This window comes from Parapedobacter brassicae, from assembly GCF_051400755.1.
Taxonomy (GTDB): domain Bacteria; phylum Bacteroidota; class Bacteroidia; order Sphingobacteriales; family Sphingobacteriaceae; genus Parapedobacter.
Map to the genome: position 1 here is coordinate 36,932 of NZ_JBLFFL010000006.1, position 17,893 is coordinate 54,824.

Annotated in this window: 15 protein-coding genes; 8 read left to right on the forward strand and 7 right to left on the reverse strand. The window is 49.1% G+C overall.

Annotated elements, in window-relative coordinates; genetic code table 11:
- The 5 genes from gyrA to ACMGDE_RS15535 form a co-directional block, all read right to left on the reverse strand.
- On the reverse strand, nucleotides 1-2,565 hold the full coding sequence (gene gyrA / locus ACMGDE_RS15515) for a DNA gyrase subunit A (RefSeq protein WP_436833735.1): 2,565 nt from the start codon (nucleotides 2,563-2,565) through the stop codon (nucleotides 1-3).
- A 124-nt stretch (nucleotides 2,566-2,689) separates the two neighbouring features.
- Nucleotides 2,690-3,181 carry a hypothetical protein gene (locus ACMGDE_RS15520; protein WP_436833736.1) on the reverse strand — a complete coding sequence of 164 codons (492 nt, stop codon included), beginning with the start codon at nucleotides 3,179-3,181 and terminating at the stop codon, nucleotides 2,690-2,692.
- Between the two features lie 235 nt (nucleotides 3,182-3,416).
- Nucleotides 3,417-4,742 carry an ABC transporter permease gene (locus ACMGDE_RS15525; protein WP_436833737.1) on the reverse strand — a complete coding sequence of 442 codons (1,326 nt, stop codon included), beginning with the start codon at nucleotides 4,740-4,742 and terminating at the stop codon, nucleotides 3,417-3,419.
- Nucleotides 4,739-5,674: an ABC transporter ATP-binding protein gene (locus ACMGDE_RS15530; protein ID WP_436833738.1), complete on the reverse strand. Its 936-nt coding sequence runs from the start codon at nucleotides 5,672-5,674 to the stop codon at nucleotides 4,739-4,741. The genes ACMGDE_RS15525 and ACMGDE_RS15530 overlap by 4 nt, the downstream gene beginning before the upstream one ends.
- A 71-nt stretch (nucleotides 5,675-5,745) precedes the next feature.
- Nucleotides 5,746-8,757: a TonB-dependent receptor domain-containing protein gene (locus tag ACMGDE_RS15535; RefSeq protein ID WP_436833739.1), complete on the reverse strand. Its 3,012-nt coding sequence runs from the start codon at nucleotides 8,755-8,757 to the stop codon at nucleotides 5,746-5,748.
- Nucleotides 8,758-8,928: 171 nt separating this feature from the next.
- Between ACMGDE_RS15535 and ACMGDE_RS15540 the strand changes: the two genes are divergently transcribed.
- The 3 genes from ACMGDE_RS15540 to ACMGDE_RS15550 all read left to right on the forward strand — a co-directional run bounded on the left by ACMGDE_RS15540 (nucleotide 8,929) and on the right by ACMGDE_RS15550 (nucleotide 10,854).
- A complete protein-coding gene (locus tag ACMGDE_RS15540) occupies nucleotides 8,929-9,360 on the forward strand; it encodes a DUF4890 domain-containing protein (RefSeq protein ID WP_436833740.1) in 432 nt (143 codons plus the stop codon).
- A 409-nt stretch (nucleotides 9,361-9,769) separates the two neighbouring features.
- Nucleotides 9,770-9,910, forward strand: a complete 141-nt coding sequence (locus tag ACMGDE_RS15545) for a hypothetical protein (protein WP_436833741.1) — start codon at nucleotides 9,770-9,772, stop codon at nucleotides 9,908-9,910.
- 89 nt (nucleotides 9,911-9,999) lie between these two features.
- Nucleotides 10,000-10,854: a 3-hydroxyacyl-CoA dehydrogenase family protein gene (locus tag ACMGDE_RS15550; RefSeq protein WP_436833742.1), complete on the forward strand. Its 855-nt coding sequence runs from the start codon at nucleotides 10,000-10,002 to the stop codon at nucleotides 10,852-10,854.
- Nucleotides 10,855-10,939: 85 nt separating this feature from the next.
- On the opposite strand, the gene ACMGDE_RS15555 is transcribed toward ACMGDE_RS15550, so the two are convergent.
- On the reverse strand, nucleotides 10,940-11,176 hold the full coding sequence (locus tag ACMGDE_RS15555; protein ID WP_436833743.1) for a DUF2867 domain-containing protein: 237 nt from the start codon (nucleotides 11,174-11,176) through the stop codon (nucleotides 10,940-10,942).
- A 220-nt stretch (nucleotides 11,177-11,396) separates the two neighbouring features.
- On the opposite strand from ACMGDE_RS15555, the gene ACMGDE_RS15560 reads away from it, so the two are divergent.
- Complete coding sequence (locus tag ACMGDE_RS15560) at nucleotides 11,397-11,735, forward strand: DUF2493 domain-containing protein (protein ID WP_436833744.1); 339 nt, start codon at nucleotides 11,397-11,399, stop codon at nucleotides 11,733-11,735.
- Nucleotides 11,736-11,829: 94 nt separating this feature from the next.
- Complete coding sequence (locus tag ACMGDE_RS15565; RefSeq protein ID WP_436833745.1) at nucleotides 11,830-12,879, forward strand: helix-turn-helix transcriptional regulator; 1,050 nt, start codon at nucleotides 11,830-11,832, stop codon at nucleotides 12,877-12,879.
- Here the strand turns inward: ACMGDE_RS15565 and ACMGDE_RS15570 are convergent.
- Nucleotides 12,848-13,177, reverse strand: coding sequence for a hypothetical protein (locus tag ACMGDE_RS15570; RefSeq protein WP_436833746.1), 330 nt, complete (start codon nucleotides 13,175-13,177; stop codon nucleotides 12,848-12,850). The two genes, ACMGDE_RS15565 and ACMGDE_RS15570, sit on opposite strands and share 32 nt — an antisense overlap.
- A gap of 148 nt (nucleotides 13,178-13,325) precedes the next feature.
- Between ACMGDE_RS15570 and ACMGDE_RS15575 the strand changes: the two genes are divergently transcribed.
- Genes ACMGDE_RS15575 through ACMGDE_RS15585 form a run of 3 tightly spaced genes read left to right on the forward strand, consistent with a single transcriptional unit; the run spans nucleotide 13,326 to nucleotide 17,893 of the window.
- Nucleotides 13,326-15,116, forward strand: coding sequence for an McrB family protein (locus ACMGDE_RS15575; protein WP_436833747.1), 1,791 nt, complete (start codon nucleotides 13,326-13,328; stop codon nucleotides 15,114-15,116).
- Entirely contained in the window at nucleotides 15,091-16,476 is a 1,386-nt protein-coding gene (locus ACMGDE_RS15580; protein WP_436833748.1) for a 5-methylcytosine restriction system specificity protein McrC, read from the forward strand. Before ACMGDE_RS15575 ends, ACMGDE_RS15580 begins: the two co-directional genes overlap by 26 nt.
- Complete coding sequence (locus ACMGDE_RS15585) at nucleotides 16,457-17,893, forward strand: DUF2779 domain-containing protein (protein ID WP_436833749.1); 1,437 nt, start codon at nucleotides 16,457-16,459, stop codon at nucleotides 17,891-17,893. The genes ACMGDE_RS15580 and ACMGDE_RS15585 overlap by 20 nt, the downstream gene beginning before the upstream one ends.

Here is a 17,893-nt window from a genome sequence, read left to right on the forward strand (position 1 = left end):
TTATTCCGCTGATGGATTCGATTCGTTTGTTGTACCGTTGTTTTCATCGGTATGTTCAGTACCTCCCTGGTTTTCTTCGTTCGTTACCTCATCTTCGTGTACCACCTTGGTCACGGAAGCGATTTCATCGTCGCCTTTGAGGCTGATCAGGCGCACACCCTGTGTAGCCCTGCCCATCACCCGCAATTCGCTGACCGCTATCCGGATGACGATACCCGATTTGTTGATGATCATCAGGTCGTCGTTGTCGGTTACGTCTTTGATGGCCACCAATTTACCTGTTTTTTCGGTAACGTTGATGGTTTTGACGCCTTTACCGCCTCGGTTGGTCACCCGATAATCCTCGATGTCGGTCCGTTTTCCGTAGCCCTTTTCGGACACGACCAACACCGTCGTTTCAGGATTATTAACACTAATCATGCCAACAACCTCGTCATCGGCACCAGCTAGCGTGACTCCGCGTACGCCCGTGGCCGTGCGTCCCATGGGGCGAACGGTAGATTCGTTGAATCGGATAGCCCTTCCTGAGCGGAGCGCCATCACAATTTCGCTGCTGCCGTCGGTCAAGCAAGCTTCCAACAATTGGTCGCCCTCGTTGATGTTGATGGCGTTGATGCCGTTGGCGCGCGGACGTGAATAGGCCTCCAAGGACGTCTTTTTGATGGTGCCCCGTTTGGTACACATAATGATGAAATTATGCTCAAGATATTCTTGATCCTTGAGATTTTTCACCCGGATGTAGGCCTTGATTTTTTCCTCCTTGGGGATATTGATGATGTTTTGGATGGCACGGCCCCGCGATGTACGGTTGCCCTCTGGAATTTCAAAGGCACGCAGCCAGAAGCATCGTCCTGCTTCGGTGAAAAACAGGATGTAGTTATGCGCCGACGCGGTAATGATGTGCTCGGTAAAATCCTCCTCGCGGGTATTGCTGCCCAACGACCCTTTCCCGCCGCGGCCCTGCCTGCGGTAGTCACTCAGTGGTGTACGCTTGACATAGCTTTCGTGCGAGATGGTGATAACGATCTCCTCATCTTCGATGAAGTCTTCCATGCGCATGTCCTCTGCCGAGTGCACGACGACGGAGCGGCGCTCATCGCCATATTTTTCCTTCACCTCCTGCAGCTCGTCCTTAATGATATTCATCCGCAGGCCTTCATCATCCAATACAGACTTCAGGTAATCGATGGTTTTCATCAGTTCGGCATATTCATCCTTGATCTTGTCGCGTTCGAGTCCGGTCAGGCGGCGCAGCGTCATGTCCAGAATGGCCCTGGCCTGTATGTCTGAAAGACCGAATTTCTCCATCAAACCCACCCGGGCGTCCTCCGGTGTGTCCGAAGAGCGGATGAGCTGGATGACCTCATCGAGGTGATCAAGCGCAATGAGCAAGCCTTCCAAGATATGCGCTCTTTTTTCGGCTTCCGCCAATTCGAACCGCGTGCGGCGGATCACGACCTCATGGCGGTGTTCCACGAAGTGGAAGATCATGTCCTTGAGGTTGAGCATCATGGGGCGCCCATGAACCAAGGCAATGTTGTTGACGCTGAAGGAGGTCTGTAATGCAGTATGCTTATATAGATTGTTCAATACGATGGATGCATTGGCATCCCGCTTGATGTCATATACGATGCGCATTCCCTGCCGGTCAGACTCATCCCGGATCTCGGATATGCCCTCGAGTTTTTTCTCGTTGACCAGATCCGCGGTACGTTTGATCATGTCCGATTTATTGACCTGATAGGGGATTTCGGTGACGATGATCTGCTCACGGCCGGTCTTGGTCGTTTCGATCTCCGCTTTTGCGCGCATGACAATACGGCCCCGGCCGGTAAGAAAGGCTTCCTGTACCCCGGCGTAACCGTAGATGATGCCGCCCGTCGGAAAATCGGGCGCTTTGACATGCTGCATCAGCTCGGGGATTTCGATATCACGGTTGTCAATATAAGCGATGATGCCGTCAACTACTTCCGACAGGTTGTGCGGGGCCATATTGGTGGCCATCCCTACGGCGATGCCGGACGCGCCGTTGACCAAGAGGTTGGGGATGCGTGAGGGCAATACCGTTGGCTCTTCGAGTGAATCGTCGAAATTGAGCTGATAATCAATGGTGTCCTTATTAATGTCCGAGAGCAGTTCTTCGGCAATCTTTTTCAGGCGTGCTTCTGTATAGCGCATGGCCGCTGGCGGGTCGCCGTCCACGGAGCCATAGTTTCCCTGCCCGTCTACCAGCGGATAGCGCAAGCTCCACTCTTGCGCCATGCGCACCATGGTGTCGTACACCGATGAGTCGCCATGGGGATGGTATTTACCCAGCACGTCGCCCACGATACGGGCAGATTTCTTATAGGGTTTGCCGCTGGTGACACCCAAATCAAGCATGCCGTACAATACGCGGCGATGTACAGGCTTCAATCCGTCCCGCACGTCGGGTAGCGCACGGGATACGATGACAGACATTGAATAATCAATGTATGCCGATTTCATTTGGTCTTCAATATTGATGGGGATGATCCGGTCGTTCGCCGGAAGTAGGTTGTTGTCGTTTTCTGTTTCTTCAGCCATTATATAGTTCCAGTTCTTGAATCATTAAGCACAACAAGGATTATAGTAGGGCCAGCTTATTGCGCATGCGAAATTAAGAATTTTTTGGGTGTAATCCATAATGTTTTTTGGCGCGAACAGCGCCCTAGCGGCCGCTTGCATCGTCGATGACCCGCATGACTTCATCCACCATTGACTTGGCTACATCGCGCATCTTGGGGTTTGCATTGAAGTCTACATCGAGGGTGATCTCCTTGCTTTTCTCCTTGTAATTGTACTGTAGGTAAAAACGGGCATCCTGCTTGCCTGTGGTATCTTGGGTGGTCATGTCTTCCGGCAGGTTCCAGAAACCCAGCTGGGTGGCTTTGCCATGCAGGTATTGCAGGTCATCCTTGCGGAGCCGCACCGTATCGACCACTAGGGAATCGCGCACATTGAGGTACTGGTATCGGCCAGTGCTGGAATCGAATTGATTGATCAGCTCATCGCCTTCGCCATATTTCAGCACGATGGACTCAAAGTCTGAAAACCGGAACGGCGCATTCTTAAACATCTGGCCGTAGTAGTAAAAACAATACAGCAAAAAAGGGACAATGATACAAATGGCTAGGAAGATTCTCTTGGTGCGTTCGTTCATGATGTGTTTTTACAAATATGCCGCAAAAGTAAGGAAAAATCCCCAACGAGTTGTTTAGAAAACAAATACGGAGCAATATGGGCTGCTAAAGCCCGGACAAAATCAACATTGTTGAGGTTTCAGCATTTTTTGGCATTCGAATTGCTGTAGGTTGTATAGGTTTAGGTTGATAGCCCCTAACCCCATTGGGGCGGCCGTCCCGATTCACATCGGGACGGTTTTTTTTGTTTTATCCTCAACCCTTGTATCGAAACCATTTAACCAACTCTTTATAGCTGGCCTTTTTTCCATACATCAAGATGCCCACCCGGTAAATGCGGGCGGCCACCCACGTCGTCAACACGAATCCGCCCACCAGCAACACCAATGATAGCGCGATCTGCCAACCCGGTACGCCGAAGGGGATCCGGACCAGCATCGCAATGGGCGACGTGAAAGGGATCATGCTCAACCAAAACGACAGGGGTCCATGGGGGTCATTGATCAACACACCGAAGGAGAGGATATAGGTGAATAACAGTGGTATCGTTATCGGAAACATGAATTGCTGGGTTTCCGTTTCGCTGTCTACCGCAGACCCCACGGCAGCAAACAGTGCGCTGTAAAGCAAATAACCACCCAGGAAGTAAAGCAGAAAGGTGATGATGATCGTCGGGAAATCGACCTTGTCCAGTTCCTGCTTGACCTGGCCGAAGATGCCCCCTTGGGACGTTGCCGCTTCTTGCACCTCGTCGCCACCTGCGCCCTGTTGGTTTTCAAGCTGTGCCTTGATTTCCCGTCCGTCCATCATCCCAACGCTGGCCACGCCCATTAAGGACGATGACAGCACGATCCAGAGGATAAATTGGGTGAGCCCGACCAATCCGATGCCGATGATCTTGCCCATCATCAGCTGAAAGGGTTTGACGGATGAGATGATGATCTCGACGATGCGGCTGTTTTTCTCTTCAATAATGCCACGCATGACTTGCGCGCCGTAGAGGAACAGGCAGATGTAAACCAATATCGAAAGCGACATGGCGATGCCCATCGCCGCCCCGGCACTGCTATCCTTTTCGCCTTCGTCGGTGATTTCTTTCGCCGCAAGGGTTACCTCCGGACTGATGCTTTCGACGGTCGACCGGTCGATGCCGGCCTTGGCAAAGGCAATGTCGCGCAGCACATTTTCCAGCTCACGGGTAATGTCGTTCTGAATGCCAAAACTCGCCGTTTCCCTGGCGAGCAATTCCGCCTGCGACGACGTGGTGATGTCGGCGGGAATAATCAGGAGAAACGTCTTTTCCGTACCGCTTGTCATCCGCGTCTTTTCCGACTCGATATCATCAGATACTGGCAGGAAAGTGAGGTTTTTGGTGTTGGCGATCTTATCCGCAAAGAGCCCGCTTTGATCGACCACATACACGGTGGCCTGGCTGCTTTCAAAACTTTTTGCCGTGAGGTATATCGTCAGCGCATAAATCCCGATCAAGAAAAGCGGCACTAAAAACGTGACCAGCAGAAAGGATTTTTTCTTTACCCGGCTCAGGTATTCGCGCTTGATGATGAGTAATATCTTATTCATTCGTGTGTTTCGATTAAGGTTTTCGACCCCTGTGTGGTTACTTGCTGTACAAAAATATCGTGTATACTGGGGATGATCTCTTTGAGTTCATGGATCTGTACCATCGGGATCAGGTAACTCAACACATCGTTGATGGTTTTCCCCTCGGCTATCCGGATGATCAGCGTTGTATTTTCTCCGCCGTCCAGGGTGTTTTCTACGGCGAACAAGCCGTCCACCGTGGTGACGGGTTCGGGGTGGGGAAGGTGCTCCAGCCGATAAGTATTGGTCCGGTAGGCTTTTTTTATCTCTTTTACCTGGCCATCGAGTATTTTCTTAGCCTTGTGGATCAATACGATGCTGTCGCATAGCTCCTCAACCGATTCCATGCGGTGCGTGGAGAAGATAATGGTGGCGCCATTGCGGTTCAACGCCAGGATTTCATCTTTGATGATCGTTGCATTGACCGGATCAAAGCCCGAGAATGGCTCATCCAAGATGATCAGATCGGGCTGATGCACCACCGTGGCCACAAATTGGACCTTCTGCTGCATGCCTTTGCTCAGATCTTCCACCTTTTTGTTCCACCAGCTCTGCATTTCCATTTTTTCAAACCAGTGCTTGATCCGTTCGGTGGCATCCGCACGAGAAAGACCCTTCAGTTGCGCCAGGTATAGCATCTGCTCGCCGATTTCCATTTTTTTGTACAGGCCCCGTTCCTCCGGTAGGTAGCCGATACGGCCGATATGATTAGGGTTAAGCCGCTCGCCGTCGATGTATACTTCGCCGCTATCGGGAGCCGTGATCTGATTGATGATGCGAATCAATGACGTTTTTCCCGCCCCATTGGGACCAAGGAGTCCAAAAATACTTCCTTTGGCAACATGGGTGGAAACATCATCCAATGCGCGATGGTTGGCATACTGTTTTACAATGTTCCTGACTTCCAGCATCGTGTGTGTTTTGTGGTTTGTGTATAACCATTAGACACCTCGACGCCGGATTTGTTACAAACGATATCCGATCAATTCAATAGCTCGTCAAAGGTGATGGATACGTAATACATTCCGCCGACGGAAGGATTTCCCCAGCCGGTGGTGTAAAGCCGGTTGCCAATATTGGTGCCGCCTAATTTCACGATGGACCGGATGCGGGGGATCTTTTTGCTTACCTGCGCATCAAACGTGGAGAAGGAGGGGATAACCGTATACCCACCTAGGTTGGCGGCCGGGGTACCGATGCTGCTGTGCCAGATCATTTCGGTTTGGTGGCGGAAGGTGAGCCCGAACCCCCAACCGGAGCGGCCGACGTCGCGATTGGAAAACCCCACGTTGAAGCGATATTTGGGTGAGTTGAAGAAGGTGACAAACGTCGGATCGCTTTCCTTCAATTCATCCTCGTTGAGCAATACATTCTGGGTGACGTTGCCGGTGAGGGTAAAGCCATTGGCGATGACGTAATCCAGTCCGACTCCCCATCCCGAATTTTTAAGCACCTGCGGGGCATTCACCGGCATGCTGTAGACATTGCGGCGGGTAGGGTCTGCCAGATCGCTCATCGGACCGTTAGGGTCGCGCTTTTGTATCAACACGGCCGTACCCTCAAACGTCAGGAAGCGGTTATAGTAATAGAACAGGTCCACGAAAAGTCGGTTATCGATCGTGCTCTTGTAGCCAATCTCATAGGTTTCGACCTTTTCAGGTTCCCATTCTTCAAAAGCATAAGGCGTGAGGTTACCACTTTGGACATCGGCAAGCGCATATACCGGATTATTGATCATATCGTACCGCTCGCGGAACAAGGGCAATCCGCCGACCAGCCGCGCTTGGGGGGTCAACAGGTCGATGTATTGGTTTTGGGTGGTCGGGATGCGGAATCCACGCTGAAACGAGGCCCTGAAATGATGGTCGTCGGCTACTGTCAGCACTCCCGATACACGTGGACTGAATTGTCCCTTGAAGTTTTCGTTCTTGTCATAGCGAAGCGACGCCGTAAGTTTGAACACCTCGTTGAAATTGCGCCCGGCCTGGATGTAGGCGCCATATTCACGGATGTTGAATTCTTCACCGTCATCCTGTAAGGCAAAGAGCGTACCTTCCGAATTGAGTTCATACACCCGGTAGTTCGCACCGGCAATGATTTCGACGATCTCGGGATCAATCTGCCTTTTGAAATTGTACATGGCTTCTGCGTGATACAGGTTCGACCGGTCGAGGAAATTGGCCCCTGCGGGAATTGCCCGTGTTTTGATGTCGGCCATGGTCGCCTCGAAATCCGTTCCGCCGGGGAGAAACATGCCGTCCGCAGCTGCTAGGGCGGGCGCCATCGCGTCGCCCATCCATTGTTCGCGGTTTGCCCCAGCATAGGTGTTTGCCGTACTTTGGGCGGCCTGCAAAGCGGTATTGTGGTCGGCCCCACCCTGCATGGCTTGCTGATAAGCCATCAGGAATGCCCCGGCATACTGCGTATAAGCGTTTTGCACAAAAGCAGGAGCACCGGCACCGATGGCGGTCTGTAAGTAGCGCTGGCTCATCAGGCTTCCTAGTACCCCCAGGGCATGCGCGTCACCCGAATTTTCCCGGGTCGTGTAGCCGCGCACAAAGAAGTTATCGCCGCGCAGTTCGGCTTTGTATTGCCCCATCGTGAAATTCTGGATATTGTAGCGGTCCGCCGCCGTATACACCGTAGAGCCTTTGCCCCAGTTAGCTTGCAGGATGGCCTCCATGTCGTCATTGATCCGGTAGTGCAGGGATGCATTCAGCTTGCGGCTTCGCGTGGGGTAATCCGTCAACTGTTGCTCGGCGTACCCTGGAGCAGGCTGATAGTACTGGGGGACCATGTTTTCAAAGATCGCCCGGGATACGCCGATTTGCTGTGCTGGGTCGCCGCCGGCAATGAACGCGGGCAGGGTCTGGCCCCCGATCTGCTCGATCGGTGTGGTAAATATCGCCCCCAGTGCGGCCGATGTCCCCCCGGAACCATCCCCCGGCATTCCATTCCCGTACAGGATATCGTACAGGTTAGCCCCCACGTCGCCGTACCAATTCACGCCATCATACGTCGGGTTGCCCTGCACGTTGCCCACGTTATTTTCCAGGTTGGTGCCGTTGGTCAGGCTTTGATCACGGTAATCCGTGGCCTGCCAATCCCTGGCGGTCAGGTAAGCGAAATTGGCCTTCACGGCAAAGCGGTCGTTGAAAACCTTGGCCACACGCACGGCCACATCATAGAAGGCCGTATGCTGTTGCGTACGGTTGGATGCGCTCATCATCCCGGTCTTGATAGATGCGCTTACCCCCGGATAATCAAAGGGCGACTTGCTATTCATCAACAGCAAGCCGTTGATGGCATTTGGGCCATACAGCGCAGATGCCGCGCCCGGCAGGAGTTCCACACTTTCCACGTCGAGCTCCGACATGCCCACCACGTTGCCCACCGGGAAATTGAGTCCCGGCGCCTGATTGTCCATGCCGTCCATGAGCTGCACCAGCCGCGTATTGCCGTTTGCGCTGAATCCACGGGTGTTTACCGAGCGGAACGTCAACGATTGGGTGCTCATTTCGACGCCTTTGAGGTTCTGCAAGGCATCGTAGAAGGTCGGCTGCGGACTTTCGCGGATGGCGAGGATGTTCAGCCGCTCAATGGAAACCGGCGACCTGGCGACACGCTCCTCCACGCGGGAAGCCGAGACGACCACTTCCGAGGCCATAATGGCCTGTTCCGCCAGTTCGATTTCGAGCGTAGCGGTCGATTGGTCCACGACAATTTCCTGCATACCGAACCCGACGGACGAAACCACTAATGTCAGTGGGGGTTGATCATTGATGTTCAAGGCAAACTTTCCTTCGCTATCGGTGGTCGTACCCAATACCTTGCCTTTGACATGGATGCTCACCCCGACCAAAGGAGCGGAAGAAGCCGCATTTGTCACCGTTCCCGAAACGGACGTCTGGGCGAAAACATGATGGATGGACAAAAAAGATAGCGACAGTAGCAGGACCCATGCGCCATTCTGAGGAGTGATAGCGGTTTTCATAATCCGGAGGTGTTTAATTGGTGTTAGCACAATAATACAAAATATTTTCAGGATATCCCAATGGGGGTTTTAACATTTTTTAACAAGCCCGCCGTTAAACTTTTGCACTCGGATTCCCTCTTAGCATTAAACGACGGGTTTATGTTGAACAAGAAAAAAGAGGGATACATCATGAGAAATACAGCATTGATCACACTTTTATTATCGGCCACCACGTTTGGCGCCCTTGCGCAGGAGCAGACGCCCCGGCAACCGAAAACCGCTGAGGAAATCGCGAAGAAGCGAACCGACCAGCTGACTGAAAAACTTGGCCTCACGGCCGAACAACAGGAAAAAGTATACGCCCTGAACATGGAACGGGCCGAAAAAATGAAGGCTACCCATGAGGAGCGCGTGGCCAAGATGGCGGAGATGCGCAAGGCACGGGAAGCTAAAATGGATAAGCTGCGGACGGAAATGAAAGCCGATCAAGAGCGGTTGGCCGCCATCCTCACCGAAGAGCAACGCGAAGTACTCGAGCAGCAACGCGCCGAACGCATGGAAAAGATGAAAACCATGCGGGAAGCACGCAAAGAAGGCCAATTCAAAAGGCACAGAAAATAGTTAATAGTCTATAGTTTTTGGTTAAGTTTGATGATGAGCACCCATTCCGCCTGTTGGCGGATGGGTGTTTTTTTTATATTTGCCAAAGTCAAATTAGGACTGGCGGATAAAATCCTTAAAACGGTTGACCCCGGATCTTATCAAAAAAGGCTTTGGAATTAGCGTTGAAGACCATAAATAACCTAAACAATAAAAGAGAGCAATCACTGAAGCAATTGAGTCCGGAAAACCGAAATGAAGGTGATCTAATGAAAAGCTGTCAAGTAAAATAAAAGTGAAATTATTTGCAATGATACAAATAATCGTACCTTTGTAGGCAACAGTACCTGCCAAGCCTCTTTACAATGCTCAAATAGGCAGGTCTTCGTTTTTTATAGACCGATCACTCATACTTTACCTTATCAACCTTATGAAATACGGAAAATCTCCTATATCGTTTCATGATCAGGTAGAACGGCTTGAGAAAAGAGGGCTTATCATTGTTGATAAAGAACAAGCCGAGCGATTGGGATTTCCAGCTAATTGGCAACAAGAAGAATTTTGGAAGTAATGAAGTTACAATTTAAAGAACAAGATTCAGTTTCAAGCAGTAAAGGCCATTGCGGATTGTTTTGAGGGATAACGGATAAAATTAAACGGATGAAACCAATAGCTAATATCAGCGTCATCGGGTCAGGCACCATGGGCAATGGAATCGCCCATGCGTTTGCACAATTCGGCCATGAAGTTTCCTTGATAGACGTCAACCCGGCTGCATTGGAAAAAGCGGTAGCCACCATCGGCACTAATCTCGATCGCCAGATCAACAAAGCACTCATCACCGAAGAAGATAAGCAACGCACACTCGGGCGCATCCGTACTTTTACCGACCTGGCCGATGGCGTGGCGCATGCCGACCTCGTGGTGGAAGCCGCGACGGAAAATGAACGGATCAAGCTGGACCTATTCCAGGCGTTGGACAATCAGTGTCCCGAACAGACCATACTGGCCAGCAATACCTCATCCATTTCCATCACCAAAATCGCTTCGGTCACCAAACGGGCACACTTGGTCATCGGGATGCATTTCATGAACCCGGTGCCGGTGATGAAATTAGTGGAAGTGATCCGGGGATACGACACGTCAACCGACACACTGGACACCATTATGGCGCTGGCAGCGCAATTGGATAAAGTACCCGTCGCGGTAAACGATTATCCCGGGTTTGTAGCCAATCGCATATTGATGCCCATGATCAATGAAGCCATATACGCATTATATGAGGGTGTGGCGGATGCCGAGGCGATCGATACGGTGATGAAGCTGGGGATGGCCCATCCGATGGGCCCGTTGCAGCTGGCCGATTTTATCGGACTGGACGTTTGCCTGGCCATCCTTCGGGTACTGCATGACGGGTTTGGCCACCCGAAATATGCCCCATGCCCCTTATTGGTGAACATGGTGACGGCAGGTAAGCTGGGTAAGAAATCCGGACGAGGGTTTTATACGTACTGATAAGCTTCTCTTCGACAGGCGAACCTCCAACAAATCCAAAAAAGAGTAAGCTATATGCATTGTTATGTGCCGTATTTTTTAATTTTCATCCGTTATTTTTGCAATTTTTCCTTTGACCAAATAGTGCAACAACTTTGTTTCTTGCTCCAAATAGGCTGTTAATCCATTTAGGTCCACTTGCGAAAAATAGTTTTCCAATTTTAGTAATGTCTATTTTGTCTGTTTCGTCTAAAAACGAACTTTGGTAACTATCAACATAGTCAAACAAATTGTCGTCCGTTTTTAATGTTGAATTGTCTGGTATTTTAGATTTCGTTACCATTAGCGGTTCGTTGTTTTGAAAGATATTTATGCCTTTTCAATCATTTGTCGGTGGATTTCATGTCTGTTCACGCCCTTATCGTCTTGAAAAAGTACTGGTGCAGCTTTTACACTTGCAATGTTACCCTGTTAAGTGAACTAGCCAATTTAAGTTTTTCAGAATTTTTGGCTAACCGCAAATTGGCTGCGTTGTATCCATCTTACTTTGCAAAAAAGTAACGATGAAAACAGCTATTATTGGAAGCCGCACGTTTACGGACTACGAATTTTTAAAGGAAAAACTTCAACACATCGAAGGTATAACGCAAATCATTTCAGGGGGCGCTATGGGAGCTGATCGTCTTGCCGAACGTTATGCTTCCGAATATGGTATCGATATTGTCCTGATTAAGCCCGATTGGAAGACCTATGGAAAGGCCGCTGGGCTACGAAGAAATGAGGTGCTGATTGAGAAATCTGAAATGGTTATTATCTTTTGGGATGGAAAATCGCCCGGAACCAAATACTCGCTTGATCTGGCGAAGAAGGCAAAAAAGCGGATCAAGTTATATAAGTTTTGATCACCATGAAGAGCTCGCGGACCATCGACGTTTGCTTGACTTAATTTTTTTCCGTAAGCTTGTGAAAGAAACTAATAAGCAATAAAATCAATTTATGCCTACCAATTTAGACGCCTTGCTTCGGTATCATACCATTGACCGCTGCCTGCAAAATCGCTTTCGGAAATGGACCTGGGAAGACCTTTCTGAAGCATGTTTTGAAGCCTTAGACGAAATCCGTTACCGCGACAGCAAAGTTGGGGTCAGCAAGCGTACCATCGAAAACGATATCCGCATCATGCGCAGCGATATCCTCGGGTACAACGCTCCCATTGTCTGCGAGAAGGGTCAATACCGATACTCCGATCCCGAGTATTCCATCAAGAACGCCAGCCTCAAAACGGCAGACGTGTTCAACATCAGTATTGCCGCAAAGATCCTTGGGCATTATAAGGGATTCAATTTACACGATGACCTTTCCGAGATCGTTACGCGGGTAGAGACGAAGCTACAGGTGGCGGAGTATGACGATGCGCAGCGTGTCATTCAGTTTGAGGGGATTCCGCCCAGCAAAGGTCAAGAATTCCTAAAACCCTTTGCCGATGCAATCACGCAACGCACTGTGCTCAAGCTGCATTATCAACGGTTTGACAAGCCCGGCCCATGGGAGCATGTCTTGCATCCCTATTTGTTGAAAGAATACCGCAACCGGTGGTACCTGCTGGGCTTCAATCCAAAGGTCGATAAGATCACCACCTACGCGTTAGACCGAATTGTCGGCTACGAGCCGCTTCCGGAAGTGAAGTATATCACTAACATAGCCCTCAATCCGGATGAGTATTTTCGCCATACCATCGGTATTACCTACACCGGCGAACCACCCATCCGTATCCGCCTGTTTGTTAAGCAAGACTTCATACCATATTTAGAGACCCAACCGCTTCATGCCAGCCAGCGTAGGGTGGGGGAGCGTACAGATGGCGCGGTGTATGAGCTCGAGGTTGTCAATAATCCGGAATTACAGACCCTGTTGCTCGGATTCGCGGATATCATCACCGTGGAAGAACCCGCGGTGCTTCGCAATCAGCTTGGCCAACGGCTGCAAGCGGCCTCGTCGGCCTATGGAGAGATAGTCAATAAGGAAGATCATCAGCCGAATCTATGATGAAACGATTGATTTCTTTTCTGGTAACGGCGTTCAGGTTCTTGATTGATTCGAATGTGATCCCGAGCTCGTCTACTACTGAAAGCAGTTGCTTGACGTTGGTGTCGGAAACAGAACGAAGGTCCTCGAATTTTGTAAATAGCGTATCGCCCTCGGCAAAGAGCTCATCGATTTCTTTCCATTCGCCATTCATAGCAAGGTTAAAAATGATGAGGTTCAAACCGTCAACGGTCTCTTCGAGTTCCACTAAGGCTTCTAAAATGAATTTCCGGTATTTGTGTTGATGATCAGTAACCATGTTATCAATATAATGTTGAAACAAATATCCCTTCGGCCTACGCAGCCAATTTGCGTTTGTAGAAAAGCGAATGCAGGTAGGTCACGTTATCCTGGGTGAATTTTGCAGCGATGAAATGATTCAAAAAAAATAATATAGATAAATTGACATGCAAATAAAAAACAAGAAAGCAACGTACGACAAATTTGACGAATTCGTCGAAGCCTTTTTGGTAGGGAAACGATACCTGTCGAGGCCGGGTACCGAGGAGCAGGCGACCGTCATCACCCTGGACAACTTAAACAAATGCATAGAGACATTCGTCAAGAACGCTATTACAGGCAAGGGTGACGACAATGAGCTCAATTTTGAAAGTAAGGCAAAACAGCAATTTGAAGTTGTTCACCAAGAAGTGAAGGACCTTTTTGCGCATTGCCTTTGGCTGTGGTGTTTTGCCGTTCTAGACATGACGGATAAAGGTAAGGCTACGGCTGTAAACCTCCTGTCTGATGGCCTCGTTGACGAAACCGATTTTCGCAATTTGGGGTTTGCCAACGGAGGTACATATCATAAGCAAAACAAACCTAATGAAATCGCATTTATCCTATTGCTCCTCAAAGATCTCGTCGAACGTCATCCAGGTGATGCAAAAACACTTGAAGAAAAAAGCATTAAACAAAACATCATTAAAGAAAACATCATCAAGTTCATAAAACCTGCGCCCGATGCCGCTCATGATACGCAACAGACGGAAGATCCCGCTTACAGCGGCATTCGGAACAGGCAGAACGCCATAGGCAATATCCTACTTCATTTATGCCAATCGGAAAATTATGAAGCTATCGTATCCAATAGCCACAAGACGCAGTTGGCAGAGACGTTCAAAGGCTTGCTGGTCACGGATCAAAAGAAATGGGAAGAATGGGATATCGACGACAAACTTTCCGATATCCGGAAGCTAATCACTGAATATAAAAAAGGTAAGGAAGACTTTTCGTTTTACGACCATGATGTTCGCTCGCTTTGGAATCCCATGGAATCGGAGCTGGACACTTATCTCACTTATAAAAAGGCTGTGGTTCTATACGGCCCGCCGGGAACCTCCAAAACGTACACGGCAAACAAGCTCGCGCAAAATCTTATTGTCAAGGAGTTTCTTCGAAAGCATCGATCAGAAGGTATGGTCACGTTATTAAGCGAAGAAAATAGAGCGACGCTTTTTGCCGATCATACCCATCACTTTCAATTGCACGCAAGCCTAACCTATGAAGACTTTATCGTTGGCTATCAATTGAGGAATGGGGTCACGGAAGTACAACCGGGAAAACTCTTACGGGTGATCAATGAGATCAGGGAGAAAGGCGACGGCTTGCCGCATGTGATTATTCTAGATGAGATCAACCGCGTTGATCTTTCCAGGCTGTTCGGTGAGTTGTTCAGTGCCATGGAGTCCCGCGGAAAAGAAATCGTTTTGCCGATTAGCGGTACGTTTACACTATGTGTTCCGGAAAATGTTTACTTCATTGGTACTATGAACGAAATTGACTTTTCCCTGGAGCGGGTTGATTTTGCATTACGTCGGCGCTTTCTATGGCAGTTTATGGGATTTAGCGAAGAGTCGTTACGCGAGATGATTGAGAGCTCGCTACAAAATTTACGCATAAATGGAGAATTTATCGATGGCTTTATAACCAATTGTAAAGCAGTCAACAGCGAAATAAACAAAGATCCGGATTTTGGAGCGCAGTATCAAATTGGCCATGCAATTTTTGCAGAAATCAATGGCGTTGTTAAAACGTTCCGGGATACCGGGAAGCATTCAAAAAACCTGAAAGAGGTCACAAATATCCTTTGGAAAATCAGTATCCGGCCACTTTTGGAAGCATATTATGGGAATGCCGATGCGGCAACCCGCGAAACCAGACTAAAAACCTATGAGCAAATCTTCACGGAAAAGTAGGGCAGGGGCCATTCTCTTGCGCGCCAAGGATTGTACGCCCTTTCTAGATGAGGATCAAGAGGCCGTAGGCGAGGTTGCTGCCTTTTTGTTGAAACAAGCGGGAGCAGCCGCGAACCGTTTCAGCCTTGCGCACAAAGCAGAGCGAAAGACGGATGAAGAAAGTCCATTGATCGAGTTCGATTATCCTACAAAAAGGTGGTGCGCGGGCCGGTTTGTCGGCAGTATGGAGTTCGAATACAACAAAAAGCGATACGAGTTGGTTATTGAGCCACGCTTCGGGTCTTATTCGCTCTTCCGGATGATTGGTATGGTTTTCAATGTACGCACGTTACCGGCATTCACCGACATTGTGAAAGACCAATCTCCGGCCGATTTTTTCAGGCGATTCATCGCCTATCTTTGGGTCCATAGGCTAGCTGACTGCAATAGGTATGGCGTGCCGACACATCGGTACGAACATACCAGCGTGGGAACAGCCCTTAAAGGGAAATTGTTAATAAGGCCCACGATGTTCTCGCTCCATCGAAGGGAAGAATTGGTTTGCAGTCAGCTTGAAAGGGGAACAGATCCGATAGTGGCCCGTATCATTTGGCAAGCTTATCGCCGTTTGGCCAAAGAGTATCAATTCGATAACCGTCTGTTTCCCGATTCGGCCAACGATGCCCTTCAGCGTTTCGGCATGGCAGGCAATCTAAACCAGGCAATTACTGAGCCGGAGTATCGCGGGATTAAGTTGCGTGTTATCTACCAGCCCTGGAAGTCCCTGATTGATTTATCATGGGAGATTTTGAAAAACCGGACAGCACATCAGCAACGCATTTCTACCCCTTCGGGACATGCACTGTTTTTTGACATGGCAGAGATTTGGGAAGCCTATCTGGGGCGGTTAATGGAAACCGAATTTGCAGCAGACGGCTGGGTCCGTACCACCAATAGGTTTTTTTCTTATGCCGATAATTTTTTCAACCGCGAGCTCATTCCGGACATCGTCCTAGAGAAGGGGGATAAAGCACTTGTTTTCGATGCCAAGTATAAACGGATGGACTGGATTGGAAAAGATGTGGACCGTAGCGATTTTTTCCAATTGCACACCTATATTCATTATATGCAGCAGAATAAGCAAGTTATAGGTTCCGGGCTGCTCTATCCGGTTTCAGCGGGGCTGGGCATACCGGCCGGCGCCGTTTCAAAAAGCTTGTATGGACTAGGTAAAATACCAACGCGTTTGTTTATAGACGGGGTAGAATTTCCGTCAGAATCGGCGGGTAGTAAACCTGATGAGCTGACAGCAATTTACGCTAAAAACGAGCGTGCTTTCGTAGCGCGCATGAAAGACCATTATGAAACTCACGAAGTCTGATTTTTTACTTTACCTCGCGTGCAAAGAAAGCCTTTGGCTTAAAAAACATAAGCCAGCACAGTTTCCCCAAACTGAAGTGACCGAGTTTGAAAGAAAACTGTCTGGTGATGGTTATGCCGTAGAGGAAATTGCCCAAGGGCTTTTTCCAGGCGCACAGCACGATAAAAGTCAAAATGAAATTGTCCGAGACCCTGCGCAATTTTTTTTCCAAGCCTCCTTCACCGATGGCGAAGTGATGGCAAGAACCGATATTTTAGAGCGCCTAGATGCCGATAGTTGGGCCATAGTCGAAGTTAAATCATCGACCCGTGTAAAAAAAGACCACCTCTATGATCTTGCGTTTCAGCAGACCGTCTTAGCACGTTGCGGATTTCCGGTAAAGGAGGTCTTTGTGATGCATTGCAACAAGAATTATGTTCGTAACGGCCCCTTGGTCGCTGAGGCATTTCTCGTGTGGGAAAACGTTACTGAGCAGGTTATCAAGTTGTTGCCAGAAGTAAAACGAACGATCCGGCAAGCGTTGGATTATTTGGCTCTCCCCAGTATTGATGAATCGCGATGTGGCTGCCTCTACAAGACTAAAGGCAGTCATTGTACCACCTTCGGATACTTCAACCAACAGGTGCCCGAATACAGTATTTATACCTTGTCCAATATCCGTGAAAAGCAAATACAAAGCTATCTGACACAACAGATTTTAGATTTGAGTGATGTAGATGAGGAAAAACTGACCGGAAGGCAGAAATTGGAAGTGATGTCATACAAGCAGCGGACGCCTATCATCCGGGGTGAAACCATCCGCCACATGTTAGATGCATTGGTCTTTCCCCTTTATTTTTACGATTATGAAACGTATGGGGAGCCCATCCCGTTTTTTGATGGAATGTCGCCCCATCAGCATCTGGTGTTTCAGGTTTCTGTACATAAGCTCGACGCAACGGGTACGCTTACCCATTTTGAATATCTTAGTGATAAGCTCGAATATCCGCTGCCGCTGTTGGATGCAATGCGCAATTTTACTGGTCAGGATGGCACGTTTGTTTCATGGAACAGTTCCTTTGAGAACAGCCGAAATAAGGAAATGGCTGCTCGATTGCCGACCATGCGACCATACCTCGACTATATAACGGCCCATTCGTTCGATTTAATGGATGTCTTTAAGCAAGATTATGTGGATTATCGCTCCAAAGGATCTATTTCCATAAAGAAAATCCTGCCCATCCTTTGTCCCCATCTCAGCTATACCACGCTCGAAATACAAGGAGGGACGGCAGCGCAGGAGGGATGGCGAAAGTTAGTTTTCGAAGGTTTACCGGATATGGAAAAAGAAACCCTTGAGCGAAACTTATTGGCTTATTGCGAACTTGATACGAGGGCCATGGTCGAGATATATCAGCAGTTAAAGAAGACAAGCTAA

Excerpts from the sequence above, each read along its gene's own strand:
- ACMGDE_RS15530 (WP_436833738.1), bottom strand. The coding sequence starts at position 5,674 with ATGCTGGAAGTCAGGAACATTGTAAAACAGTATGCCAACCATCGCGCA.
- ACMGDE_RS15555 (WP_436833743.1), bottom strand. The coding sequence starts at position 11,176 with ATGGTAACGAAATCTAAAATACCAGACAATTCAACATTAAAAACGGAC.
- ACMGDE_RS15535 (WP_436833739.1), bottom strand. The coding sequence starts at position 8,757 with ATGAAAACCGCTATCACTCCTCAGAATGGCGCATGGGTCCTGCTACTG.
- ACMGDE_RS15580 (WP_436833748.1), top strand. The coding sequence starts at position 15,091 with ATGAGCAAATCTTCACGGAAAAGTAGGGCAGGGGCCATTCTCTTGCGC.
- ACMGDE_RS15550 (WP_436833742.1), top strand. The coding sequence starts at position 10,000 with ATGAAACCAATAGCTAATATCAGCGTCATCGGGTCAGGCACCATGGGC.
- ACMGDE_RS15520 (WP_436833736.1), bottom strand. The coding sequence starts at position 3,181 with ATGAACGAACGCACCAAGAGAATCTTCCTAGCCATTTGTATCATTGTC.
- ACMGDE_RS15585 (WP_436833749.1), top strand. The coding sequence starts at position 16,457 with ATGAAACTCACGAAGTCTGATTTTTTACTTTACCTCGCGTGCAAAGAA.
- ACMGDE_RS15560 (WP_436833744.1), top strand. The coding sequence starts at position 11,397 with ATGAAAACAGCTATTATTGGAAGCCGCACGTTTACGGACTACGAATTT.
- ACMGDE_RS15570 (WP_436833746.1), bottom strand. The coding sequence starts at position 13,177 with ATGGTTACTGATCATCAACACAAATACCGGAAATTCATTTTAGAAGCC.
- gyrA (WP_436833735.1), bottom strand. The coding sequence starts at position 2,565 with ATGGCTGAAGAAACAGAAAACGACAACAACCTACTTCCGGCGAACGAC.
- ACMGDE_RS15565 (WP_436833745.1), top strand. The coding sequence starts at position 11,830 with ATGCCTACCAATTTAGACGCCTTGCTTCGGTATCATACCATTGACCGC.
- ACMGDE_RS15525 (WP_436833737.1), bottom strand. The coding sequence starts at position 4,742 with ATGAATAAGATATTACTCATCATCAAGCGCGAATACCTGAGCCGGGTA.
- ACMGDE_RS15540 (WP_436833740.1), top strand. The coding sequence starts at position 8,929 with ATGAGAAATACAGCATTGATCACACTTTTATTATCGGCCACCACGTTT.
- ACMGDE_RS15545 (WP_436833741.1), top strand. The coding sequence starts at position 9,770 with ATGAAATACGGAAAATCTCCTATATCGTTTCATGATCAGGTAGAACGG.
- ACMGDE_RS15575 (WP_436833747.1), top strand. The coding sequence starts at position 13,326 with ATGCAAATAAAAAACAAGAAAGCAACGTACGACAAATTTGACGAATTC.